Annotated in this window: 21 protein-coding genes; all 21 read left to right on the top strand. The window is 71.5% G+C overall.

The annotated features are described in order from the left end of the window. Positions 1 to 39: 39 nt before the first annotated feature. On the top strand, positions 40 to 1,080 hold the full coding sequence (gene pheS, locus AB0N82_RS14765; protein WP_315993065.1) for a phenylalanine--tRNA ligase subunit alpha: 1,041 nt from the start codon (positions 40 to 42) through the stop codon (positions 1,078 to 1,080). After that, a complete protein-coding gene (gene pheT / locus AB0N82_RS14760) occupies positions 1,080 to 3,590 on the top strand; it encodes a phenylalanine--tRNA ligase subunit beta (RefSeq protein ID WP_363392539.1) in 2,511 nt (836 codons plus the stop codon). The genes pheS and pheT overlap by 1 nt, the downstream gene beginning before the upstream one ends. 471 nt (positions 3,591 to 4,061) lie before the next feature. Beyond that, positions 4,062 to 5,111: an N-acetyl-gamma-glutamyl-phosphate reductase gene (gene argC, locus AB0N82_RS14755; protein ID WP_363392537.1), complete on the top strand. Its 1,050-nt coding sequence runs from the start codon at positions 4,062 to 4,064 to the stop codon at positions 5,109 to 5,111. Continuing rightward, positions 5,108 to 6,265 (top strand): bifunctional glutamate N-acetyltransferase/amino-acid acetyltransferase ArgJ, encoded by a 1,158-nt coding sequence (gene argJ / locus AB0N82_RS14750; protein ID WP_363392535.1) that lies wholly within the window; start codon positions 5,108 to 5,110, stop codon positions 6,263 to 6,265. Before argC ends, argJ begins: the two co-directional genes overlap by 4 nt. Beyond that, complete coding sequence (gene argB, locus AB0N82_RS14745) at positions 6,262 to 7,164, top strand: acetylglutamate kinase (protein WP_315993061.1); 903 nt, start codon at positions 6,262 to 6,264, stop codon at positions 7,162 to 7,164. Before argJ ends, argB begins: the two co-directional genes overlap by 4 nt. Positions 7,165 to 7,253: 89 nt before the next feature. Continuing rightward, the gene (locus AB0N82_RS14740) at positions 7,254 to 8,405 is read left to right on the top strand and encodes an acetylornithine transaminase (RefSeq protein ID WP_363393332.1); all 1,152 of its coding nucleotides are present in this window, start codon (positions 7,254 to 7,256) and stop codon (positions 8,403 to 8,405) included. Beyond that, positions 8,402 to 9,325 carry an ornithine carbamoyltransferase gene (gene argF / locus AB0N82_RS14735; RefSeq protein WP_315993060.1) on the top strand — a complete coding sequence of 308 codons (924 nt, stop codon included), beginning with the start codon at positions 8,402 to 8,404 and terminating at the stop codon, positions 9,323 to 9,325. Before AB0N82_RS14740 ends, argF begins: the two co-directional genes overlap by 4 nt. Positions 9,326 to 9,381: 56 nt before the next feature. Then, positions 9,382 to 10,431: a heparan-alpha-glucosaminide N-acetyltransferase domain-containing protein gene (locus tag AB0N82_RS14730; protein ID WP_363392533.1), complete on the top strand. Its 1,050-nt coding sequence runs from the start codon at positions 9,382 to 9,384 to the stop codon at positions 10,429 to 10,431. A 59-nt stretch (positions 10,432 to 10,490) separates the two neighbouring features. Next, entirely contained in the window at positions 10,491 to 11,921 is a 1,431-nt protein-coding gene (gene argH / locus AB0N82_RS14725; protein ID WP_363392531.1) for an argininosuccinate lyase, read from the top strand. Positions 11,922 to 11,972: 51 nt separating this feature from the next. Next, the gene (locus AB0N82_RS14720) at positions 11,973 to 12,620 is read left to right on the top strand and encodes a SatD family protein (RefSeq protein WP_315993057.1); all 648 of its coding nucleotides are present in this window, start codon (positions 11,973 to 11,975) and stop codon (positions 12,618 to 12,620) included. Continuing rightward, complete coding sequence (locus AB0N82_RS14715) at positions 12,617 to 13,324, top strand: hypothetical protein (RefSeq protein WP_363392529.1); 708 nt, start codon at positions 12,617 to 12,619, stop codon at positions 13,322 to 13,324. The genes AB0N82_RS14720 and AB0N82_RS14715 overlap by 4 nt, the downstream gene beginning before the upstream one ends. A 60-nt stretch (positions 13,325 to 13,384) precedes the next feature. Beyond that, entirely contained in the window at positions 13,385 to 14,293 is a 909-nt protein-coding gene (locus AB0N82_RS14710; protein WP_363392527.1) for a DUF2510 domain-containing protein, read from the top strand. Positions 14,294 to 14,455: 162 nt separating this feature from the next. Then, the gene (gene tyrS / locus AB0N82_RS14705) at positions 14,456 to 15,769 is read left to right on the top strand and encodes a tyrosine--tRNA ligase (RefSeq protein ID WP_315993054.1); all 1,314 of its coding nucleotides are present in this window, start codon (positions 14,456 to 14,458) and stop codon (positions 15,767 to 15,769) included. 1 nt (position 15,770) lies between these two features. Then, the gene (locus AB0N82_RS14700; RefSeq protein ID WP_363392525.1) at positions 15,771 to 16,562 is read left to right on the top strand and encodes a DUF4184 family protein; all 792 of its coding nucleotides are present in this window, start codon (positions 15,771 to 15,773) and stop codon (positions 16,560 to 16,562) included. A 227-nt stretch (positions 16,563 to 16,789) separates the two neighbouring features. Beyond that, positions 16,790 to 17,692: a ParA family protein gene (locus AB0N82_RS14695; protein WP_315993052.1), complete on the top strand. Its 903-nt coding sequence runs from the start codon at positions 16,790 to 16,792 to the stop codon at positions 17,690 to 17,692. A 184-nt stretch (positions 17,693 to 17,876) separates the two neighbouring features. Continuing rightward, positions 17,877 to 18,638, top strand: a complete 762-nt coding sequence (locus tag AB0N82_RS14690) for a segregation/condensation protein A (RefSeq protein WP_315994572.1) — start codon at positions 17,877 to 17,879, stop codon at positions 18,636 to 18,638. Between the two features lie 4 nt (positions 18,639 to 18,642). Next, entirely contained in the window at positions 18,643 to 19,290 is a 648-nt protein-coding gene (gene scpB / locus AB0N82_RS14685) for an SMC-Scp complex subunit ScpB (protein ID WP_363392523.1), read from the top strand. Further along, positions 19,287 to 20,084, top strand: coding sequence for a pseudouridine synthase (locus AB0N82_RS14680; RefSeq protein WP_315993050.1), 798 nt, complete (start codon positions 19,287 to 19,289; stop codon positions 20,082 to 20,084). The genes scpB and AB0N82_RS14680 overlap by 4 nt, the downstream gene beginning before the upstream one ends. A 55-nt stretch (positions 20,085 to 20,139) precedes the next feature. Beyond that, entirely contained in the window at positions 20,140 to 21,273 is a 1,134-nt protein-coding gene (locus tag AB0N82_RS14675) for a prephenate dehydrogenase (RefSeq protein WP_315993049.1), read from the top strand. Next, complete coding sequence (cmk, locus tag AB0N82_RS14670; RefSeq protein WP_363392521.1) at positions 21,266 to 22,003, top strand: (d)CMP kinase; 738 nt, start codon at positions 21,266 to 21,268, stop codon at positions 22,001 to 22,003. The genes AB0N82_RS14675 and cmk overlap by 8 nt, the downstream gene beginning before the upstream one ends. Beyond that, positions 21,993 to 23,519: a ribosome biogenesis GTPase Der gene (gene der / locus AB0N82_RS14665; protein WP_315993047.1), complete on the top strand. Its 1,527-nt coding sequence runs from the start codon at positions 21,993 to 21,995 to the stop codon at positions 23,517 to 23,519. Before cmk ends, der begins: the two co-directional genes overlap by 11 nt. Positions 23,520 to 23,618: the final 99 nt, after the last annotated feature.

Here is a 23,618-nt window from a genome sequence, read left to right as displayed (position 1 = left end):
GCGGGGGAGTGTCCCCGCCCGTCGGTAGACTCTCATCTCGTGTCCGACGCACCCGAGATCACCCCCGAGGCCGTCGCCTCCGCCGTCGAAGCCGCTCTCGCGGCCATCGCCGCGGCCGCGACCACGGCCGAGTTGAAAGCCGCCCGCTCCGCGCACACCGGGGAGCAGTCCTCCCTCGCGCGCCTGAACGCCCAGATGCGCCACGTGGCCCCCGAGCAGAAGGCCGCGGTCGGCAAGCTCGTCGGCCAGGCGCGCGGCCAGGTCAATCAGGCGCTCGCCGCTCGCGAGGCCGAACTCGCCGCCGCCGAGACGGCTGCGCAGCTCGAGGCCGAGCGCATCGACGTCACGGCGCTGCCGCAGCGCGCCCGCGTCGGTGCGCGGCATCCCATCTCCCTCCTGCAGGAGCAGGTGTCCGACATCTTCGTCGGCATGGGGTGGGAGATCGCAGAGGGGCCGGAGCTCGAGCACGAGTGGTTCAACTTCGATGCGTTGAACTTCGACGTCGACCACCCCGCGCGCCAGATGCAGGACACGTTCTTCGTGGATCCGGTCGCCCGTCACCTGGTGCTGCGCACGCACACGAGCCCCGTCCAGGTGCGTTCGATGCTGGAGCGCGACCTGCCCATCTACGTGCTGTGCCCGGGCCGGGTGTACCGCACCGACGAGTTCGACGCGACGCACCTGCCGGTGTTCACGCAGTTCGAGGGGCTCGTGGTCGACAAGGGCATCACCATGGCTCACCTCAAGGGCACCCTCGACCACGCCGCGCGCGTGCTGTTCGGGCCCGAGGCCAAGACGCGCTTCCGCGCCAACTTCTTCCCGTTCACCGAGCCGAGCGCAGAGCTCGATCTGTGGCATCCCACCTTCAAGGGCGGGGCGCGATGGATCGAGTGGGGCGGTTGCGGAATGGTGAACCCCAACGTCCTGCGGGCGGCCGGCATCGACCCCGAGGAGTACTCGGGCTTCGCCTTCGGCATGGGCATCGAGCGCACGCTCATGTTCCGCAGCGACGTGCAGGACATGCGCGACATGGCCGAGGGCGATGTGCGCTTCAGTGAGCAGTTCGGAATGGTGGTCTGATGCGCGTCCCTCTCTCCTGGTTGCGCGAGTACGTCGACGTGCCCGCCGAGGCCACGCCCGACGACGTCCTGGCGGCGCTCGTCTCGGTCGGCTTCGAAGAAGAAGACGTGCACCGCTTCGAGCTCAGCGGTCCCATCGTCGTCGGACAGGTGCAGGAGTTCACCCCCGAGCCGCAGTCCAACGGCAAGACCATCCGCTGGTGCCAGGTCGACGTGGGCGAGGCCCACGGGGGAGTCCGCGGCATCGTGTGCGGGGCGGGCAACTTCTTCCCCGGCGACAAGGTCGTGGTGACACTTCCCGGCTCCGTGCTGCCGGGGCCGTTCCCGATCGCGGCGCGGAAGACGTACGGGCACGTGTCCGACGGCATGATCGCCTCGGCCAAGGAGCTCGGGCTCGGCAGCGAGCACAGCGGCATCCTGCGTCTGGTCGACCTCGGGATCGATGCGCCGGTGGGGACGGACGCCATCGCGCTGCTGGGTCTCGACGACGTCGCCGTCGAGATCAACGTCACCCCCGACCGCGGCTACGCCCTGTCGCTGCGCGGCGTGGCGCGCGAGTACTCGCACGCGACGGGCGCGGCCTTCCGCGACCCCGGGACGGGGCACGACGAGGCCGTCTCGCGCACGCCGTCGGGCTTCCCGATCGCCGTCGACGACCGCGCGCCCATCCGCGGACGCGCCGGGGCGAGCGAATTCGTCGCGCGCATCGTGCGCGACGTCGACCCCTCGCGCCCGACGCCGCCGTGGATGATCACGCGGCTGTCGCTGGCCGGCATCCGTTCGCTCGGTGTGCTGATCGACATCACCAACTACGTCATGCTCGAGCTCGGCCAGCCGATCCACGGCTACGACCTCGACCGCCTGCAGGGCGGCATCACGGTCCGCCGCGCCGAGGAGGGCGAGAAGCTCGAGACCCTCGACGGTCAGGTGCGCACCCTCAGCGCGGAAGACCTGCTCATCACCGACGAGTCGGGACCGATCGGTCTCGCGGGCGTCATGGGCGGCGGGCCGACCGAGATGAGCGATGCGACGCGCAACGTCCTGATCGAGGCCGCGACCTTCGACCAGGTCACGATCGCGCGGACCGCGCGGCGCCACAAGCTGCCGTCGGAGGCCTCGCGCCGCTTCGAGCGCGGCGTCGACCCGCTGGTGCCGTACGTGGCGGCCGAGCGCGTCGCCTCGCTGATGGTGGAGCTCGCCGGCGGCACGCTCGACACCGACCTCGGTGGATCGCTGTCGTCGTCGCACCGCCGCGAGTCCCTCACCCTGCCCGCCGGCTTCGTCTCGGGTCTGATCGGCGTGGACTACACCGACGACGAGACCGTCTCGGCTCTCCGGCTGATCGGATGCAGCGTCGACGAGCACGACGGCGGATGGGCGGTGACGCCTCCGTCGTGGCGCCCCGATCTGACCGACAAGTGGACGCTCGCCGAGGAGGTCGCCCGCATCGAGGGCTACGACCGCATCCCCTCGGTGCTCCCCACGCCGCCGTCGGGCCGCGGTCTGACCTCCGCCCAGCAGGGGCGTCGTCGCGTGGCGAACGCCCTGGCCGCGGCCGGTTTCGTCGAGACGCCGTCGTTCCCCTTCACCACCGAGGAGCAGAACGCCCTTCACGGCTCGCCCTCCGGCGACCCGCTGCCCAGCGTCAAGCTCGCGAACCCGCTCGACGGTCTCGCGCCGTTCCTGCGCCGCTCGCTGATCCCGGCGCTGTTGCAGGTGGCGCACCGCAACGTCTCGCGCGGCATCGTCGACCTCGCGCTCTTCGAGACGGGGACGGTGTTCCTTCCGAAGCCCGGGGTGCAGTACGGCACGCCCCTGGTTCCGCCGCTGGCCGTGCGGCCCGACGCCGCCACCCTCGCCGCGCTCGACGCGTCGATCCCGCCGCAGCGCCGACACGTCGCGATCCTGCTGGCCGGACACTCCGTCGCCAAGCAGCCCGGGCAGCCCGCTCTGGCCGCCGATCTCGCGGATGCCGTCGACGCGGTGCGCGTGCTCGCCGCGGCCGCGGGGCTCGACATCGAGCTCGTGCAGGCCCAGCGCGCGGCTCTGCACCCCGGGCGCACCGCCCGCGTGCTCGCCGCGGGCCAGGACATCGGCTACGTCGGCGAGTTGCTGCCGACCGTGTCGGCCGAGGCCGATCTGCCCGGACGCGTGCTGGTGGCCGAGCTCGACCTCGACGCGATGCTCGAGCTCGCGCAGTCGCGCGTGGTCGCGGCATCCCTGTCGGGATTCCCGGCCGCGACCCAGGACGTGTCGCTGACCGTGGCCTCGGACGTCGCTGCGGGGGAGGTGCGCGCCGCGCTCGTCGAGGGAGGAGCGCCACTCCTCGAGGGCGCCCGCCTCGTCGACGACTACCGCGGCCCGGGGCTCGCCCAGGGCACGAAGAGCCTCACGTTCGCGCTGCGCTTCCGCGCCGCCGACCGCACGCTGACGGCGGCGGAGGCGACCGATGCCAAGCTCGCGGGCGTCGCGGTGGCCGCCGAACGATTCGGCGCGGCGATCCGCGACTGACGACGCCGTTCCTGGAGCGCCGCCCGGCTCACGCCGCGCGGCGCTCCCGTGCGTTCGGGGGGCGTGGACGGTCCGTGGTCGGATGCCGAGCAGGCGGAGAACTGCCCTCATCGCCGGTAAGGGGGCAGTCGGAAGTGCCCGGCGATGAGGGCAGGGTGACAGCATACCTTTTTTCTGTCCCCCATTTGGGGGACAACGGCGAGGGCGTCCGAACGTTCGACGGCGGGTCCTGCGAAAGAAGCGGTGGGGCCCCGATTTGCCCCGTCCGCCCCGTGGCGGATACCCTCGCCACTATGTCGTCGACCACCGCGCGCACCGAGGAGCTCTTCGTGAGCACCGGTGACGAGCGTCGACGTCGGGTCGCGCGCCGATTCTCGGCGACCTCGTAACCCGCCATCGGTCGGGCATACGGGCGTCGCCGCCCCGCTTCACGCTGCGTGCAGCATCAGCCCCGACTCGTAAGGTGGATACATGACCCTCTCGGTCGCCGTCTCCGGCGCTTCCGGCTACGCGGGTGGCGAGATCCTCCGCCTCCTCGCCGACCATCCCGACGTCGAGATCCGCACGGTCACCGCGCATTCCAGCGCCGGCCAGCGGCTCGTCGCCCATCAACCGCACTTGCGCTCCCTCGCGCACCTCGAGCTGCAGCCGACCACGCCCGAGGTGCTCGCAGGTCACGACATCGTCGTGCTCGCCCTGCCCCACGGGCAGTCGGCGCAGTACACCGACGCCCTCACCGGCACCCCGCTCGTCATCGACGCGGGTGCCGACCACCGTCTGACATCGGCGGACGATTGGGCCGCGTTCTACGGCGGAGAGCACCCCGAGCCGTGGGCGTACGGCGTCCCCGAGCTCGTCGTCGGCGGCGTGAAGCAGCGCGAGCACCTCCGCGGGGCCACCCGGATCGCCGCGCCCGGGTGCAACGCGTCCACCGTCGCCCTCTCCCTCGCGCCGGGTGTCGCAGCGGGGGTCATCGACCCGGGCGACATCGTCTCGGTCCTCGCCGTGGGCCCGAGTGGAGCCGGCAAGTCCGCCAAGACGAATCTCCTCGCCAGCGAGATCCTCGGCACCGCGAACCCATATGCCGTCGGCGGTACACATCGCCACATCCCCGAGATCCGCCAGGCTCTGGCCGCCGCGGGGGCGCCGCGCGACGGCATCCGACTGTCGTTCACGCCGGTCCTCGTGCCGATGGCGCGCGGCATCCTGGCCACCTCTTCGGCACCGATCGTCGATGGCGCGACGGATGCCGAGATCCGCGACGCATGGGAGAACGCCTACGCCGACGAGACCTTCGTCGAGCTGCTCCCCGCGGGCGTCTTCCCGCGCACGGCCGACGTGCTCGGCGCCAACATCGCGTCGATGGGCCTGGCGATCGATCGCGCGGCCAATCGCGTGACCGTCGTCGCCGCGGTCGACAATCTCGTCAAGGGCACGGCGGGAGCCGCCGTGCAGTCCCTCAACATCGCGCTGGGCCTCGCCGAGACCACCGCCCTTCCTGTGAACGGAGTCGCCCCGTGAGTGTGACGATCCCCGCTGGTTTCGAAGCCGCCGGCGTCGCCGTCGGTCTGAAGTCGTCCGGTGCGCGCGACGTGGCCGTCGTCGTCAACCGCGGACCGCTCAAGGTGGGTGCGGCGGTGTTCACCTCGAACCGCGCCAAGGCCAACCCCATCCTGTGGTCGGAGCAGGTCGTGAAGGACGGGGTGATCGAGGCCGTCGTGCTCAACTCCGGCGGAGCGAATTGCTTCACGGGATCCTTCGGATTCCAGACCACGCACCAGACCGCGGAGCGCGCGGCGGAGCTGCTCGGTGCGAGCGCGGGCGATGTCGTCGTGTGCTCGACGGGGCTGATCGGCACGGGCGACGAGGTCTTCCGGTCCAAGGTCCTCGACGGCGTCGAGAAGGGCGTCGCCGCGCTCTCGACCGACGGGGGAGAAGACGCTTCGCTCGCGATCATGACCACCGACTCGAAGCCGAAGCGCGCCGCGCACCGGGGGCAGGGGTGGAGCATCGGCGGCATGGCCAAGGGCGCCGGGATGCTCGCGCCGGGGCTCGCGACGATGCTCGTCGTGCTGACCACCGACGTCGTGCTCGACGCGGCCGGCGCCGACGCGGCGCTCCGTGCGGCGACGCGTGTCAGCTTCGACCGACTCGACTCCGACGGCTGCATGTCGACCAACGACCAGGTGACGCTCCTGGCGAGCGGGGCCAGTGGCATCCGGGTGGATGCCGAGGAGTTCGCCGCAGCCCTCGCCGCCGTCTGCGATGACCTCGCCGCGCAGCTGCAGGGCGACGCCGAGGGCGCGAGCCACGACATCACGATCCGCGTGACGAACGCGGCCAGTGAAGAGGACGCGGTCGAAGTGGGCCGCTCCATCGCCCGCAACAATCTCTTCAAGGCCGCCATCTTCGGCAACGACCCCAACTGGGGCCGCGTCCTCGCCGCGATCGGCACGACCGACGCCGCCTTCGACCCGTACGACGTCGACGTGTGGATGAACGGCGTGCGCGTGTGCACGGCGGGCGGCCCCGATCGCCCTCGCGAGGACGTCGACCTCACGCCGCGCGCCACCGACCTCGTCGTCGACCTCCGCGTCGGCGAGGCCTCGGCCACGATCCGCACCAACGACCTCACGCACGATTACGTCCACGAGAACAGCGCCTACTCCTCATGACCCACGTCGATCTTCAAGACACCGATCCCGCCGCCGCCAGCGAACGGGCCGTCACGCTCGTCGAGTCGCTGCCGTGGGTGCGCAAGTACCGCGATCAGGTCGTGGTGGTGAAGTACGGCGGCAACGCCATGGTCAGCGACGAGCTTCAGGACGCCTTCGCCGCCGACATCGCGTACCTGCGCTACGTCGGCGTGAAGCCCGTCGTCGTGCACGGCGGCGGTCCGCAGATCTCGTCGATGCTCGACCGTCTCGACATCCCCAGCGAGTTCCGCGGCGGGTATCGGGTGACCTCGACCGAGGCCATCGGGGTCGTGCGCATGGTGCTCACCGGTCAGATCAACCCGCAGCTCGTGGCCAAGGTCAACGCGCACGGGCCGCTGGCCACCGGCCTGAGCGGCGAGGACGCGGGCCTGTTCGGCGGTCGTCGACGCGGTGTCGTCGTCGACGGCGTCGAGCACGATCTCGGGCGCGTGGGCGACGTCGTCACCGTCGACCCTCAGCCGGTGCTCGACCACCTCGCCGCCGGTCGCGTGCCGATCGTCTCGAGCATCGCCCCCGACCTCGACCACCCCGGTGCGTCGCTGAATGTCAACGCGGATGCCGCGGCGGCGGCCCTGGCCATCGCGCTGAACGCGAAGAAGCTCGTCGTGCTGACCGATGTGCCGGGCCTGTACGCCGATTGGCCCAACCGCGACTCGCTGGTGTCGCACCTGACCTCGACGGAGTTGCGCGCGATGGTGCCGAAGCTCGAGTCGGGCATGATCCCCAAGATGCAGGCGTGCCTGGACGCCGTCGACGGGGGAGTGCCCACGGCGGCCATCATCGACGGACGTGTGCCGCACTCGGTGCTCGTCGAGCTGTTCACCAACAAAGGAATCGGAACGGAGGTGGTCGCGTGAACGCGGACACGACTCAGGAACCCGCGACGCCCCGCGCCGCCTGGCAGGACGACGCCGGACGCGACCTCGTGCGCAGCTTCGGCGACCGCATGGCGCTGTTCGTGCGCGGCGAGGGCGCGTACGTGTGGGACGGCGACGGGAAGAAGTACCTCGATTTCCTCGCCGGCATCGCCGTCAACGCCCTGGGCCACGCCCACCCGGTGTTCGTCGAGGCGATCACCGCGCAGGCCTCGACCCTCGCTCACGTCTCGAACTACTTCGCCACGCCGCCGCAGCTGGCCATGGCCGCACGGCTCAAGCGCCTCGCCGGCACGGGGGAGTCGGGCCGCGTCTACTTCGGCAACTCCGGTGCCGAGGCCAACGAGGCCGCGCTCAAGCTGGCTCGTCTGCACGGCCGCGGCACCGACCGCACGCGCATCCTGACGCTCAAGGGCGGCTTCCACGGGCGGACGATGGGCGCGCTGGCACTGACCGGCAAGCCCGCTCTGCAGGCCGACTTCCTGCCCATGGTGCCCGGGGTCGAGCACATCGACGCCACCATCGAGGCTCTCGAGGCCGCCATGGACGATCGCGTCGCGGCGCTCCTCGTCGAGCCCATTCAGGGCGAGGCGGGCGTCGTCGAGCTGCCGGAGGGCTACCTCCGGGCGGCGCGCGAACTCACCCAGCGCCACGGCGCCCTGCTCATCGTCGACGAGATCCAGACCGGCGCCGGCCGCACCGGCGCGTGGTTCGGCTTCCAGCACGCCGGTATCGTCCCCGATGCCATCACCGTGGCGAAGGGCATCGGCGGCGGCTTCCCCATCGGGGCGCTCATCACCTTCGGGGCCGCGAGCGAGCTGTTCTTCCCCGGCACGCACGGCTCCACCTTCGGCGGCAACGCCCTGGGCACAGCCGTCGGCGGCGCCGTGCTGAACGAGATCGAGTCGGCCGGGCTCGTCGCCAACGCCGCCCGACGCGAGACGCAGCTGCGCGAGGGCATCGCCGCGCTCGGCTCGCCGCTCGTCGCGGGTGTGCGCGGAAAGGGCCTGCTCCTCGGCATCGGCCTCACCAGCCCCGTCGCCAAGGCCGTCGTGGCGGCCGCCCAGCAGCACGGTCTCGTCGTGAACGCCGCGAACGACGACACGATCCGCATCGCGCCGCCGTTGACGATCGGGGATGCCGAGGTCGCCGAGTTCCTCGACCTCTTCGGCGCCGCGCTCGCCACCGTGAACGACGCCCTCATCGTAGGAGTACCCGCATGACCCGCCACCTGCTGCGCGACGACGACCTCACCCCGGCCGAGCAGGCCGAGATCCTCGACCTCGCGATCGAGCTGAAGAAGGACCGCTGGGCCCAGAAGCCGCTCGAAGGACCCCAGACCGTCGCGGTCATCTTCGACAAGTCGTCGACCCGCACGCGCGTCTCGTTCGCCGTCGGCATCGCGGATCTGGGCGGGTCACCGCTGATCATCTCGACGGCCAACAGCCAGCTCGGCGGCAAGGAGACCCCCTCCGACACCGCTCGCGTGCTCGAGCGTCAGGTGGCCGCGATCGTGTGGCGCACCTACGCGCAGGCGGGCCTCGAGGAGATGGCCCGCGGCACCCGCGTGCCCGTGGTGAACGCCCTCAGCGACGACTTCCACCCGTGCCAGCTGCTCGCCGACCTCCTCACCATCCGCGAGCACAAGGGCGAGCTGAAGGGGCTGACGCTGTCGTTCTTCGGCGACGGGCGCAGCAACATGGCCCACTCCTACGTGCTCGCCGGCGTCACCGCGGGCATGCACGTGCGCGTCGCCGCTCCCGACGACTACGCCCCCCGCGCCGATGTGATCGCGGATGCCGAGCGCATCGCCGCCGAGACCGGCGGGTCGGTGACACTGGTGGCCGACCCCGAGGTCGCGGCATCCGGAGCCGACGTCGTCGTCACCGACACGTGGGTGTCGATGGGCAAGGAGGAGGAGAAGATCGCGCGCATCCGCGACCTCGGCGGCTTCAAGGTCACGAGCGAGCTCATGACGAGCGCGGCCGACGACGCGATCTTCATCCACTGCCTGCCCGCCGACCGCGGGTACGAAGTCGACGCCGAGGTCATCGACGGCCCGCAGAGCGTCGTGTGGGACGAGGCCGAGAACCGTCTCCACGCCCAGAAGGCGCTGCTGGTGTGGCTTCTGCGCCAGGGCTGACGTCGCGACTCGGCCGGCTCTGGTCCCGTTTCGACGGGCCGAGCCGGCTGAGCGGCGTGGATCTGGCGCGCGGGCTCGCCGTGCTGGGCATGCTCGCGGCGCACCTCCTCGACACCGAGCGCGTGCTGACCCCCGACCCGGAGTCGTGGATCACGCTGGTCAACGGCCGGTCGTCGATCCTCTTCGCCGTGCTCGCGGGGCTGTCGATCGCGCTCGTCACGGGGGGCACGCGTCCGCTGCCGGCCGAGCGGCGTCCCCGCGCGGCGGCACGCCTGGCGATGCGCGGGGCGATGCTCTGGGTCATCGGGGTGCTGCTGGTGATGACCGGCGTACCCGTGTACGTCATCCTGCCCGCGTACGCGGTGCTCTTCGTGCTCGCGCTGCCGTTCCTCGGCCTGCGCGCGCGAGGTCTGTTCACGGCGGCCGCGGTCTTCGCCCTCGTCATGCCGTGGGTCCAGCCCGTCCTGGATGCCGCGCCCATCTGGCCGGGGCCCGGCGGCGACGAGCTGGCGGCGTTGATCGGGTGGAACTACCCGTTCACGACCTGGATCGCGTTTCTCCTGGCCGGGATGGGACTGGGCCGCCTCGACCTGCGGGCGCCCGCGCCGCAGGGCCTGCTCGTCACCGTGGGCGGGTCGCTCGCGCTCGCCGGGTACGGAGCGGCGCTGCTCACGGCTCCCGCGGTGCGGGGGAACGCCTATCTCGCGGTCGTCCTGACCGCCGAGGACCACTCGGCGGGGCTGTGGGAGGTCATCGGGTCGGGCGGGTTCGCGATCGCCGTCATCGGCGCGTGTCTGCTGCTGTGCCGCACCCCGCTGCGCTGGGTGGCGGTGCCTCTGCGCGCCGTGGGGTCGATGCCGCTCACCGCCTACGTGCTGCAGCTGGTGGTGTGGGCGATCGTGGCCCTGGCGTTGCTGGGCGACACGTCGGATCTGTACGGCATCCGGGAGGCGGGACTGTTCGCTCCGCTCGTGGCGGGTCTCGTGGTGCTCTGCACGGTCTGGGTGCTCGTGATCGGGCGGGGACCGCTCGAGGCGCTCATCGACAGGGCGGTGCGTGCGGTCGTCGGCGGGGACGTCGTGAGACCGGCGGCGCAGCTGCGCTGAACGGGCGGGCGCCGTCCTCCGGCTCGGGGGATGTCGGTCGCCCTCGGTAGGCTGGGGGGATGAGCAGCGAGACCGGTCAGGCGACGAACGAGGGGGCCCTGTGGGGTGCCCGTTTCTCGGGCGGACCGTCTCCCGAACTGGCGGCGCTGAGCCGCTCCACCCATTTCGACTGGGATCTCGCCCTCTACGACATCCAGGGTTCGCACGCCCACACGGCGGCGCTCGAGGCGGCCGGCTACCTCGACGCCGACGAGGCACGGGCCATGCACGACGGCCTCGACGAGCTCGCCGCCCGCGTGAAAGACGGCTCCCTCGTCGCATCGCCCGGTGATGAAGACGTGCACGGGGCGCTCGAGCGGGTGCTGATCGAGACGGTCGGACCCGCCCTGGGCGGCAAGCTGCGGGCCGGTCGCAGCCGCAACGATCAGATCGCGACCCTCGTCCGGCTCTACCTGCTCGACCACTCCCGCACCCTGACTCGCGAACTGCTCCGTCTCATCGACGCCCTCGTCGCTCAGGCCGAGGCCAACGGCTCCGCGATCATGCCCGGGCGCACGCACCTGCAGCACGCGCAGCCCGTCCTGCTCGCCCACCACCTGCAGGCCTACGGCTGGGCCTTCGTCCGCGGCATCGAGCGGCTGCGCGACTGGTCGGTGCGCGCGTCGGTCTCGCCGTACGGCGGAGGGGCGCTCGCCGGGGCCACTCTGGGGCTCGACCCGCAGCTCGTCGCCGACCATCTGGGCCTGGCCCGCCCGTCGGAGAACTCCCTCGACGGCACCGCGTCGCGCGACGTCGTGGCCGAGTTCGCCTTCATCACCGCGATGATCGGCGTCGACCTGTCGCGTCTGTCCGAAGACGTCATCCTGTGGAATACGCGGGAGTTCGGCTTCGTCACACTCGACGACGCGTATTCGACCGGCTCGAGCATCATGCCGCAGAAGAAGAACCCCGACATCGCCGAGCTCGCGCGCGGCAAGGCGGGGCGTCTGATCGGCAACCTGTCGGGCCTGCTCGCGACCCTCAAGGGTCTTCCGCTGGCCTACAACCGCGACCTGCAGGAAGACAAAGAGCCTGTCTTCGACTCGGTGCGCACCCTCGAGCTCGTGCTCCCGGCGTTCTCGGGCATGATCGCGACGTTGCGCTTCCACGCCGACCGGATGGCCGAGCTCGCCCCGCAGGGGTTCTCCCTCGCGACCGATGTGGCCGAGTGGCTCGTGCGCCAGGGCGTGGCGTTCCGCGATGCCCACGAGATCTCCGGCGCCCTCGTCCGTGCGTGCGAGGAGCGCGAGATCGGCCTGGAAGACGCCGACGACGAGCTGTTGGCCTCGGTGTCTCCGGCCCTGACCCCGGCCGTCCGCGAGGTCCTGACCATCGACGGGTCGGTGGCCAGCCGCACCGGCGTCGGCGGCACCTCACCGGTGCGCGTGGGCGAGCAGCGCGAAGAGCTCGTCACGCGCGCCCAGTCCGCCGCGCGCTCTCTCGTGTCGTGAATATCAGCTTTTCGCTTATCAAAAGCGGTTTATAAGCGTTAGGCTTATCGCATGAGCGTTGCCGTCATCGCGGACATCGTCGCCTCGCGACGACTGGCTGACCGCGCGGGAGCGCAGCGCGCGATCGCCGACGCCGTCGCCGGGGTCGAGAAGGTGCTCCCGGTCGCAACGGCACCTCTCGCCGCGGTGGTCGGAGACGAACTGCAGGGGGAGTACCCCTCGCTGTCGGCGGCCCTCGCATCGCTCCTGTTGCTGCGTCTCGCCCTTCCCGAGGGCGTCGACTGCCGATTCGGGGTCGGGGTCGGCGAGGTGCGACCCATCGCCCTGCAGGGCCGGGAGGTTCCCGAGGGGCCGGCCTGGTGGGCGGCCCGCGCCGCGATCGAGCAGGTCGAGCGGCTGCAGCAGCGCGCCGCGCCGCTCGCGCGCACGTGGATCGAGCCGGCGGAGGGAGAGGATGCCGCCATGACCGAGACCATCGCTCTGGCCACCGCGTACGCCCTGAGTCGCGACCAGTCCGTCTCGGCCATGAGCGAGCGCGCCCGCCGCCTCACCTACGGCCGCTGTCTCGGACGATCGCAGCGCGAGCTCGCCGAGCAGGAGGGGATCAGCCAGTCGGCGGTGTCGCAGGCGCTCGCCTCAGCGGGGTCGGCCGCCATCGTCGAGGGGTACGACGTGCTGGTCGCGGGGGCGCGCGCATGATCGCCGCCGGGCTCCTGCTGCTCGCGGTGGGTGGGGTCGACCTGCTGCGGCGGATGATCCGCTCCCGTCGCTGGATCGTCTTCTCCGTGGCCGCGGTGCTGCTCGTCGTCGTCTCGGCCGGGCTCGACGCCGTGGTCGCCGGTGTCCTCGCCGTCGCCGTCGCGGCCATCTGGACGCGGGTGCTGCCTGAGACGGGCGCCGCGCGCGCGGGTCTCTGGCCGGTCGCGCTGCTGGGGCTGGCGGCCGCCGCGTGCGTCGTGATCGCTCCCGGCCGCGCGCGCCCGGGTCTCATCGGCGCGGCCTGGTCCGCCTACCGCCCCGGTGAGGCGGTCTCGATCGACGTGGTGCTGCTCGTGGTGGGCTGCCTCGTCTTCCTGCTCGAGTCGGGTAACGCCGTCGTGCGCATCGCGCTGCGCTCCGAGATGGGCGGGGCGGCAGACGACGAGCAGTCCCCTCCCACCCTCAAGGGCGGACGTCTCATCGGCCCCCTCGAACGCATCCTCGTGTTCGTGCTCACCCTCGCGGGCGCCTACACGCTGCTGGCGGCCGTGCTGGCCGCGAAGGGCATCGTGCGCTTCCCCGAGATCTCGCGCGATCGAGACGACGGCGACCGCGCCGAGTACTTCCTGATCGGCAGCCTCGTCAGCTGGGTGACCTCGCTCGCCGCGGCCTTCCTCGTCTGGTGGGGTGTGAACGCCGGGTGAGCAACCGCTCGCGCGGGCGATGGCGTGCGGTTAGGGTCGAGCGATGCGAGGGGGGACGCGATGACCGCTGAGCCGGGATGGTACGACGCCGGGACGCCGGGGAAGCTGCGTTGGTGGGACGGAGCGCAGTGGACGGCGCACGAGGCCCCCGTTCCCGAGGGCCGGGCTCCCGAGGAGGCGCGGCCGTCCATGGTGGCCGAGGATCGGCATCCGCACTCCTCCGCCGGCGAGGCGGACGGGCCGCGGCCCGGGTGGTACGCGACCCGTTCGGAGCTCGTGCGCTGGTGGGACGGGAGAGTCTGGTCCGGCTCGCGCATCCGGAGAGGCCGGGCCGGCGTCGACTGGGCCGTCACCGAATCGCCCGCTGTCGCGTGGACGATGGGAGCGGTCTTCCTCTCGCTCGCGTTGCTGCAGGGGACGTTCGCCGCGACGGCCGGCAGCTGGCCGTTCTCCGCGGTGACGACGCTGCTGCTCGGTGCGCTGTTCCTCGCGATGGCCGCGCAGACCACGGCGGTGCGGCGCACCCCCGCACCTCAGGATGACCCCCTCGACCCGGATGCCGTGCGGCCGCTGCCCGGGGCGGTGGAGGGCCCCGGAGCGGGGTGGTATCCGATCTCCCGCACGATGAGCCGGTGGTGGACGGGGACGCGATGGACCGCGTACACGCTGACCCGGTGGGGCATCCGTCCGACGTTCCACGCGGAAGCGGCCCTGCAGACGCTCGTGATCGTCGCCATCCTCGTCGCCGTCCTCGCGGTCGCGGCCGTGATCGCGGGGATCGTGACGCTGGTGCTCGCCGCGGGCGGAAGCGACATCACCGCGATCGTCCGGGGGTGGATGCTCGCCGGGGGCGGGGTCGTCTTCGCCGCTCTGGTGGGCGTCATCCTGGCGATGACCCGCACGCAGACGCGCCTGCTCCTGCTGCCGAGCGAGCCGCCGTCCGTCGCGACGTCTCCGCTTCAGGGCTGAGCGCTCCAGGGTGTCGCGCGTATCGTGGCGCCCCGCCCGCGCGCCGGCGCCCTCGGCCCGAGGACGCCGTCGACAGCCATCCGCGCCCCCGGCGTGCGTGTCCGTCGGTGGAACCGGACCCCGCCATCCGGCGCCCGGCGAGCCCGCTGGTAGCCTGAACCGGTGTCTGCCTCCACCGATGCGGCGCCCGTGAGCGCCCTCGCACCCGCCAACGATCCGACGTTCGACAACGTCTGGGATGAGTTGCTGTGGCGCGGCCTGGTCCACGTCTCCACCGACCAGGACGAGCTGCGCGAACTGCTGTCGGGGGACCCGATCGTCTACTACTGCGGGTTCGACCCGACCGCACCGAGCCTGCACCTCGGAAACCTCGTGCAGCTGCTGCTCATGCGTCGCCTGCAACTGGCCGGACACCGCCCGCTCGGACTCGTGGGCGGCTCCACCGGTCTCGTCGGCGACCCGCGGCCCACGGCCGAGCGCACGCTCAACACGCGCGAGACCGTCGCCGAGTGGGTGGCGATCCTGCGCGCCCAGGTCGAGCGATTCTTGAGTTTCGAGGGCGACAACGCCGCGCGCATCGTCAACAACCTCGACTGGACCGCCCCCCTCAGCGCGATCGATTTCCTGCGCGAGATCGGCAAGCACTTCCGCGTCGGCACGATGCTGAAGAAGGATGCCGTGAGCGCGCGCCTGAACTCCGAGGCGGGCATCAGCTACACCGAGTTCAGCTACCAGATCCTCCAGGGCATGGATTACCTCGAGCTGCACCGGCAGTACGGCTGCGTGCTGCAGACCGGTGGCAGCGACCAGTGGGGCAACCTCACCAGCGGCACCGATCTCGTGCGCAAGGTCGAGGGCGTCTCCGTGCACGCCATCGGCACGCCGCTCATCACCAACAGCGACGGCACGAAGTTCGGCAAGAGCGAGGGCAACGCCATCTGGCTGGATGCCGAGATGTGCAGCCCGTGGGTGATGTACCAGTTCTGGCTCAACACCGACGATCGCGACGTGATCGAGCGGCTCAAGGTGTTCACCTTCCTCTCGCGCGCCGAGATCGACGAGTACGCCCGTCTGGTCGAGGACGAGCCCTTCCGTCGCGCCGCGCAGAAGCGTCTCGCGCGCGAGGTCGTCACGACGGTGCACGGCGCCGACACGACCGACAGCGTGATCGCCGCGACCGAGGCCCTCTTCGGCCAGGGCGACCTGACCGGACTGGATGCCACGGTGCTCCGCACGGCGCTGCAGGAGCTGCCGCACGCGACCGTCGCCGCCGGCTCGAGCGTCGTGGAGGCGCTCACGGCCACGGGCCTGTCGTCGAGCCTGAGCGACGCGCGGCGCGCGATCGCACAGGGGGGTGTCTCGCTCGACGGCGCGAAGGTCGCGAGCGACGACGCGGTCGTGGAAGGGACGCTCCCGGGCGGGGTGTCGGTGCTGCGGCGCGGCAAGAAGACCCTCGCGGGACTCTTCCTCAGCTGACATGCCGTTCACGCCGAGCCACGCCGTCGTCGCACTGCCGTTCGTGCGCACGCGGCTGGTCCCGGCGGCGATCGCGATCGGGGCGATGACCCCCGACCTGCCGCTGTTCGTGCGCGGGATGTGGCCCGACTACGGCCTCACCCACGACTTCGCATGGCTGCCGGTGACGGTCGTCGTCGCCTTCGTCCTACTGCTCGTGTGGCGGTGCGCGCTGCGCCCCGCGACGCGCGAGCTGCTGCCGCGGCCGGTGGCCGAGCGGTTGCCGGCGCAGTGGGACACGGATGCGCGCGCGGGGGTGCGCGAGAGCGTCGGCGGGGGAGCCCTCGGCATCCTGTGGCTCGTCCTCTCGCTCGCGCTCGGCGTCGCCTCGCACATCGCCTGGGACCTGTTCACCCACGAGGGGCGCACGGGGGAGGAACTGCTCCCCGCCCTCGCGGAGCGCTGGGGCCCCTTCTCGGTGACGAAGTGGCTGCAGTACGGGTCGGGGGTGTTCGGGCTGGCCGTGCTGGGGATCTTCGCGCTGGTGTGGCTGTCACGGCATGCGCCCCAGCCCGTACGGAGGGTGCTTCCGGATGCCGCCCGCTGGGCGTGGTGGCTCTCGCTCCCGGTTCTGCTGGTCGTGGCATCCCTCGTGGCGCTGGGGGCCAACGGCGGGTTCGGCGAGGAGTACACCACCACCCACCTCATCTACGGTGTGCTGACGAAGGTCGCCGCCGCGTGGGCCGCGCTGACGGTGGCCCTGGCGCTGTTCGTGCAGGCGCGTCGCGCGCGGGTGGCTGTCCGCGCGGGGTAGGGGCGCCGGAGCCCTCGGTGAGGAGGCGGCTGAGCTCGTCGGAGTCACCGGGCGATCGTGCGCGGGGTGGTGGCGCCTCGGGGAGCGATGGGCAGCGGGGCCCGGTCCCTTCGACGGGCTCAGGGACCTCGGTTGCGTGGCTCGGGACCTCGGTTGCACGGTTCGGGGGCGCCGCCCGCGGGTCACACCGGGCGGGAGAGCGGGCGGCGGTTAGACTCGGAACCGTTATGACGAAGGCGGGAGACTCGGTGTCGGCGAGCACGAAGGGCACGAAGACGGGCGCGGACGAGGTCATCCTCGGACCCACCGGACGCCCCTACCAGGGGTTCCCCACCCCGAAGCCGCTCGACGGACACGGTCCCGCCCGCATCATCGCGCTCTGCAACCAGAAGGGCGGCGTCGGCAAGACGACGACGACCATCAACCTCGCGGCCTCCCTCGCGGGCTACGGCCGGCGCGTCCTCGCGATCGACTTCGACCCGCAGGGCGCGCTGTCGGCGGGTCTCGGCATCCAGACGCACGACGTGCCGACCATCTACGACCTGCTGCTGGACACCAAGCGCGACCCGCGCGAGGTCATCGTGCACACCCGCGTCGAGGGTCTCGACGTGATCCCGGCCAACATCGACCTGTCGGCGGCCGAGGTGCACCTGGTCAACGAGGTCGCCCGCGAGACGATCCTGGCCCGCGTGCTGCGCAAGGTCGCGGCCGACTACGACGTGATCCTCGTCGACTGCCAGCCCTCGCTCGGTCTGCTCACCGTCAACGCCCTCACCGCGGCGCACGGCGTGCTCATCCCGCTCGAGTGCGAGTTCTTCGCCCTGCGCGGTGTCGCACTGCTGGTCGAGACCATCGACAAGGTGCGCGACCGCCTCAACCCGGCGATCGAGCTCGACGGGGTGCTCGCGACGATGTACGACCCCCGCACCCTCCACTCGCGCGAGGTGCTCGAGCGGGTGGTCGAGGCGTTCGGCGACGACGTGCTCGAGACGGTGATCGGTCGCACGGTGAAGTTCCCCGACGCGTCGGTCTCGGGCATGCCGATCACGGAGTTCGCCCCCGAACATGCCGCCGCTCAGGCCTACCTGCGGCTGGCGCGGGAGCTGGTCGCCCGTGGCGCCGTCGCCTGACGACACCCCCACGGGCAGCCCCGTCGCGGCGCGGCCGGGTCCCGAGCCCGCGGAAGGCACTGACGCGGCGAGTCCCGGTGGCTTCGACGGGCTCAGCCACCTCGCGACCGGCGACCCCCTCCCTGCTGAGGTCCCTGAGCCTGTCGATGGGACCGGGACCGACGCTGGCGGTTTCCGCGTTTCCCTGCCCGACTTCGACGGACCCTTCGACCTGCTGCTGACGCTCATCTCGCGCGCTGAGCTCGACGTGACCGAGGTGGCCCTCAGTCGGGTGACCGACGAATTCATCGCCTATCTGCGCGCCCTCGGCCCCGACGCCGACCTCGACGAGGCATCGGAGTTCCTCGTCGTCGCCGCCACCCTGCTCGACATGAAGATCGCCGGACTGCTCCCGCAGGGAGAGCTCGTGGATGCCGAATCGGTGGCGCTGCTGGAGGCCCGCGACCTGCTCTTCGCGCGTCTGCTGCAGTATCGCGCGTTCAAAGAGGTCTCGGCCTGGTTCGCGCGCTGCCTCCAGCGCGAAGACAAGAGGCACACGCGCGCCGTGCGCCTCGACGAGAAGTATCGCAGCGCGGTCCCCGAGCTGAAGTGGACCCTCACCGCCGCCGACTTCGCGGCGCTGGCCGTCGTCGCCCTCGCCCCGAAGCAGATCCCGACCGTGGGACTCGATCACCTGCACGCCCCGCTCGTCAGCATCCGTGAGCAGGCCGCGATCGTCGTCACGCTGCTGCGCTCGGCGGGCACGCTGAACTTCCGGGATCTCGTCGCAGGTGTCACCGAGACGGGGGTCGTCGTCGCGCGCTTCCTGTCGATCCTCGAGCTCTACCGCCACGCTGCCCTGTCGTTCGAGCAGCTGGAGCCCCTCGGTGAGCTGACGCTGCGCTGGACCGCCGAACGGTGGTCCGAAGAGAACCTCGCCGCCCTCGGAGCCGACTATGACCGCTGATCCCATGACTTCGCCCGCGGCGCAGGAAGCGCCTGCGGGGCCCCCGACCGCCGAGACCGCGCCCGCGCCATCTCCCGCGCCGCGGTCGGCCGACCCGGCATCCGTCGCTCGTCGCCTCGAGGCGATTCTGCTCGTGCTCGAGGAGCCGCAGAGTCTCGTGAGCCTCGCCGCCGCGGTCGGCGCTCCGGTTCCGGCCGTGCGCCAGGCGGTCGAGGCGCTCGTCGCCGACTACGACGGCGAGACCGGGGGACCGCGCCGCGGGTTCGAGCTGCGCGAAGTCGGGGGCGGATGGCGCCTGTACGTGCGCGAGGAGTACGACGACGTCGTGGGGGAGTACGTCAACACGCAAGCGCCCTCGCGACTGTCGCAGGCCGCGCTGGAGACCCTGGCCGTCATCGCGTACAAGCAGCCCGTCACGCGCGGGCAGGTGGCATCCATCCGCGCCGTCAACGTCGACTCGGTCGTGCGCACCCTGCTCGCCCGCGGACTGATCACCGAGGTGTTCACCGACCCCGACACGGGGGCGATCCACTACGGCACGACCGATCAGCTGCTGATCAACCTCGGCATCAACTCGCTCGACGAGCTGCCGCACATCTCGCCGTTGCTCGACGACGGCTCGGACGGATTCGACGGAGAGGTACTGAAATGAGCGACGCTTCGACAGGCTCGACGACCGGGGGCGCAGGCTCGGCGAGTGAAGAGGGCGTGCGCCTGCAGAAGGTGCTGGCCAACCGGGGAGTGGCGTCACGCCGCGTCGCCGAGCAGATGATCGTCGAGGGGCGCGTGCGCGTGAACGGCCTCGTCGTCACCGAGCTGGGCCGCCGCATCCACCCCGAGACCGACCTCGTCGACGTGGACGGGACCGCCATCCAGCTCGACGAGTCGAAGCGCTACGTCATCCTCAACAAGCCCACCGGGGTCGTGAGCTCGATGAGCGACGACCGCGGCCGCCCCGACCTGCGTCGGTACACGAAGGACTGGGACGAGCGGCTGTACAACGTCGGACGACTGGATGCCGACACGAGCGGCCTGCTCGTACTGACCAACGACGGCGACCTCGCCCACGTGCTCGCGCACCCTTCGTTCGGGGTGACCAAGGTCTACATCGCGAAGGTCGAGGGGCAGGTGCTGCCGCAGACCATCCAGCGCCTGCTGAAGGGCGTGGAGCTCGAAGACGGACGCATCGCCGCCGACAAGGCGCGCCTCCTGGACGCCTCGCGGGGGGAGAGCCTGGTGGAGCTGACCCTCCACTCGGGCAAGAACCGCATCGTGCGCCGCATGATGGCCGAGGTCGGTCATCCGGTCGTCGAACTGGTGCGGCGGCAGTTCGGACCCCTTCACCTGGGAACACTCCCGGTGGGCAAGGCGCGCGAGTTGACTACAGTAGAACGTGGTGCCCTGCTCACGCTGTCTCGTCGAGACGGCGACGCTCCGGTGGAGTGAGCCTCCCGGGCGTCTCGCGGTGCGTGCGGCACCGCCCAGGGCAGCAGGAGACCCGATGAGCGAATCGAACGAGGCGTCCGCGCGCGCGGCGGGGCCTTTGGCGACCCGCACGAGCGGCACGGTCCGTGTCGTGGGCTCCGGTCTCCTCGGCGCGAGCATCGGCCACGCACTGACCGCGCGCGGGGTCGATGTGGTGCTCGTCGACGCGTCGCCCTCCCAGCTGCGGCTGGCGATCGATTACGGCGCCGGTCGCGCGGAGCGCCCCGACGACGCCCCCTCGCTGATCGTCGTGGCGGTACCGCCCGACGTCACGGCCGACGTCGTCGAGCGCGAGCTCGCCCGATACCCGGATGCCGTGGTCACCGACGTCGCGAGCGTGAAGCTCGAGCCCCTGCGCACTCTGCGTGCACGCGGGGTCGACCTGACCCACTACATCGGCTCCCACCCCATGGCGGGGCGAGAGCGCGGGGGAGCCATCTCTGCGCGCGCCGACATCTTCGTGGGCCGCCCGTGGGTGGTCTGCCGCGACGGCGAGACCTCGGCGCACGATCTGTCGCTCGTCGAGGGGCTGGCTCTCGACCTCGGCGCGACGCTCATCGAGATGACGCCCGAGGAGCACGACGAGTCCGTCGCGCTCATGTCGCACGTGCCGCAGCTCGTCGCGAGCCTGCTCGCCGGACGCTTCGTGGAGGCGCCCGACGGCTCCCTCCGTCTCGCCGGCCAGGGCGTGCGCGACACGACGCGCATCGCGGCATCCGCTCCCGAACTCTGGGTGCAGATCCTCGGCGCGAACGCCGCCCCCGTGGTCGACGTGCTCGATCGGCTCGCCTCCGATCTCACCGACGTGGCCGACGCCCTGCGCGATCCCGATGTGCCCGGTGCCCGCCGGACGGTGGCCGACACCATCCGCCGCGGCAACGAGGGCGTCGAACGCCTGCCGGGCAAGCACGGACAGAACCGCCGCTTCGATACCTTCGTCGTCATGGTCGACGACACCTCCGGACAGCTGGGCCGCCTCTTCGGCGAGCTCGGAGACCTCGACGTCAACGTCGAAGACCTGCGCCTCGAGCACTCGCCCGGTGCTCCGTTCGGCCTCGCCGAGATCAGCGTCGTGCCCGACGCGGTCCGTCGAGCCGTCGACGGGCTCCAGCAGCGCGGATGGCGGATTGCGAGCACCACCCATGACTGAGTCCCTCCTCAAGCCCGCTTTCGGCGCCCCGGCCGAGGGGTCGGCGTCCGTGGCTCCCGTCGTCGTCGCGATCGACGGCCCCGCCGGCAGCGGCAAGTCGAGCGTGTCGAAGGCTGCGGCCGCGCGCCTCGGCTACGGCTTCCTCGACACCGGCGCCGCCTACCGCGCCCTCGCGTGGCACGCGCTCGAACACGGGGTCGACACCTCCGACGCCACCGCGGTGCTCGAGGTGTTCGGCGACTTCGACTACGCCATCTCGCTCGACACCACCGACCGGTGGGTGCGCGTCGGGTCTACCGACGTCACGGCCGCGATCCGGGAGCCCCGGGTCACCGACGCGGTGAGCGGGGTGGCGCGCGTCGCCCCCGTGCGGCACGCGGTGAACGAGCTGTTCCGTCGGCTCGTGGCATCCGCGGGTCTTCCCGGCGTGGTGGTGGAGGGGCGCGACATCACGACGGTCGTGTACCCCGACGCGCCCGTGCGCATCCTGCTGACCGCGGCCCCCGAGGTGCGGGCGGCCCGACGCAGCAAAGAACTCACCTCGCAGGACGCCGCGGCCGTCGCCGCGGCTCTGCACAAGCGGGATGCCGCTGATTCCACGGTCGTCGACTTCCTCACCGCCGCGCCCGGCGTCGAGGTCATCGACTCGACCCACCTCGATTTCGCACAGACCGTCGACGCCGTGTTGAGCGTCGTCGAGAACACGATGGGAGCCCGCGATGGGCGTTGAAGAAGACGAATACGAAGGCGGGCCCGACCAGCTCGCCGAGAAGATGCAGAACCTCGACGAGGCGCTCGCCGAGCAGCGAGCCGAAGCACTGCGTGCGGGCCTCGCCGACTTCGACCTCGACGAGGACGACGCCGAACTGCTCGCGGGGCTGGCGTCGGGCGACGGCGAGATCGAGTTCCTGCCCGCACTGCCGGTCGTCGCGATCGTCGGTCGGCCGAACGTCGGCAAGTCGGCGCTCGTGAACCGCATCCTCGGTCGCCGTGAGGCGGTCGTGGAAGACACCCCCGGTGTCACGCGCGACCGCGTCACGTACAAGGCCGAGTGGCTCGACCGCCGCTTCTCGCTGGTCGACACCGGCGGGTGGGAGCCCGACGCGAAGGGCATCGACCGCTCCGTCGCCGCCCAGGCCGAGGTCGCGATCGACCTCGCCGACGTCGTGCTGTTCGTGGTGGATGCCACGGTGGGGGCGACCTCGACCGACGAGCACGTCGTGAAGCTCCTGCGCAAGAGCAAGAAGCCCGTCTTCCTCATCGCCAACAAGGTCGACGACGCCCGCCAGGAGCCCGAGGCCACGGCCCTGTGGAACCTCGGCCTCGGCGAGCCGCATCCGGTCTCGGCCATCCACGGTCGCGGCGTCGCCGACCTGCTCGACGAGCTCATGAAGGTGCTGCCCGAGGTCTCGGCGGTCGCGAAGTACGAGATCGGCGGACCGCGCCGCGTCGCGATCCTCGGTCGCCCGAACGTCGGCAAGTCGTCGCTGCTGAACAAGGCCGCGGGCGAGGAGCGCGTCGTCGTCAACGAGCTCGCGGGCACCACCCGCGACCCCGTCGACGAGGTCGTCGAGCTCGGCGGCAAGCTCTGGACGCTGGTGGACACCGCCGGCATCCGGCGCCGCGTGCATCTGTCGCAGGGGGCCGACTTCTACGCGTCGCTGCGCACCTCGACCGCGCTGGAGAAGTCCGAGGTCGCGGTCGTCGTGCTCGATGTGTCGCAGCCCATCAGCGTGCAGGACCTCAACATCATCGACCTCGTCCTGGAGTCGGGTCGCGCTCTCGTGCTGGCGTTCAACAAGTGGGACCGCTTGAACGACGACGACATGGAGAACCAGGACCGTCGCCGCTACCTCGAGCGCGAGATCGAGCAGGACCTCGCGCACGTGGCGTGGGCTCCGCGCGTGAACATCTCGGCCCGCACCGGCCGTCACCTCGACAAGCTCGTGCCGGCGCTCGAGACGGCGCTGGAGTCGTGGGACACCCGCATCCCCACCGGCAAGTTCAACGCCTTCCTCTCGGAGCTCGTCGCCGAGCACCCGCATCCGCTGCGCGGCGGCAAGCAGCCCCGCATCCTGTTCGGGACGCAGGCGGCGACGCGTCCGCCGACATTCGTGCTGTTCACGACCGGGTTCCTCGACCCGGGCTACCGCCGGTTCATCCAGCGGCGCCTGCGCGAGATCTACGGCTTCGAGGGCACGCCGATCGTGCTGAACATGCGTATCCGCGAGAAGCGCCAGCGCTGAGCCGCGCGTCCGACGCCCCGGTCCCCTTCTCGGGGGGTCGGGGCGTTCGCGTCGCCGCGGGCGGTCACTGCGACGCGTGCCGGGGTCGCGGGGCGATGT

The sequence above is a fragment of the Microbacterium sp. NPDC089186 genome (assembly GCF_040685115.1).
Lineage (GTDB): Bacteria > Actinomycetota > Actinomycetes > Actinomycetales > Microbacteriaceae > Microbacterium > Microbacterium galbum.
This window is presented reverse-complemented; position numbering and strand designations above follow the sequence as displayed.

Excerpts from the sequence above, each read along its gene's own strand:
- argH (WP_363392531.1), top strand. The coding sequence starts at position 10,491 with ATGAGCAGCGAGACCGGTCAGGCGACGAACGAGGGGGCCCTGTGGGGT.
- AB0N82_RS14710 (WP_363392527.1), top strand. The coding sequence starts at position 13,385 with ATGACCGCTGAGCCGGGATGGTACGACGCCGGGACGCCGGGGAAGCTG.
- argF (WP_315993060.1), top strand. The coding sequence starts at position 8,402 with ATGACCCGCCACCTGCTGCGCGACGACGACCTCACCCCGGCCGAGCAG.
- AB0N82_RS14680 (WP_315993050.1), top strand. The coding sequence starts at position 19,287 with ATGAGCGACGCTTCGACAGGCTCGACGACCGGGGGCGCAGGCTCGGCG.
- der (WP_315993047.1), top strand. The coding sequence starts at position 21,993 with ATGGGCGTTGAAGAAGACGAATACGAAGGCGGGCCCGACCAGCTCGCC.
- argB (WP_315993061.1), top strand. The coding sequence starts at position 6,262 with ATGACCCACGTCGATCTTCAAGACACCGATCCCGCCGCCGCCAGCGAA.
- scpB (WP_363392523.1), top strand. The coding sequence starts at position 18,643 with ATGACTTCGCCCGCGGCGCAGGAAGCGCCTGCGGGGCCCCCGACCGCC.
- AB0N82_RS14720 (WP_315993057.1), top strand. The coding sequence starts at position 11,973 with ATGAGCGTTGCCGTCATCGCGGACATCGTCGCCTCGCGACGACTGGCT.
- cmk (WP_363392521.1), top strand. The coding sequence starts at position 21,266 with ATGACTGAGTCCCTCCTCAAGCCCGCTTTCGGCGCCCCGGCCGAGGGG.
- pheT (WP_363392539.1), top strand. The coding sequence starts at position 1,080 with ATGCGCGTCCCTCTCTCCTGGTTGCGCGAGTACGTCGACGTGCCCGCC.
- AB0N82_RS14740 (WP_363393332.1), top strand. The coding sequence starts at position 7,254 with ATGGCGCTGTTCGTGCGCGGCGAGGGCGCGTACGTGTGGGACGGCGAC.
- AB0N82_RS14675 (WP_315993049.1), top strand. The coding sequence starts at position 20,140 with ATGAGCGAATCGAACGAGGCGTCCGCGCGCGCGGCGGGGCCTTTGGCG.
- AB0N82_RS14700 (WP_363392525.1), top strand. The coding sequence starts at position 15,771 with ATGCCGTTCACGCCGAGCCACGCCGTCGTCGCACTGCCGTTCGTGCGC.
- argC (WP_363392537.1), top strand. The coding sequence starts at position 4,062 with ATGACCCTCTCGGTCGCCGTCTCCGGCGCTTCCGGCTACGCGGGTGGC.
- AB0N82_RS14695 (WP_315993052.1), top strand. The coding sequence starts at position 16,790 with ATGACGAAGGCGGGAGACTCGGTGTCGGCGAGCACGAAGGGCACGAAG.
- AB0N82_RS14715 (WP_363392529.1), top strand. The coding sequence starts at position 12,617 with ATGATCGCCGCCGGGCTCCTGCTGCTCGCGGTGGGTGGGGTCGACCTG.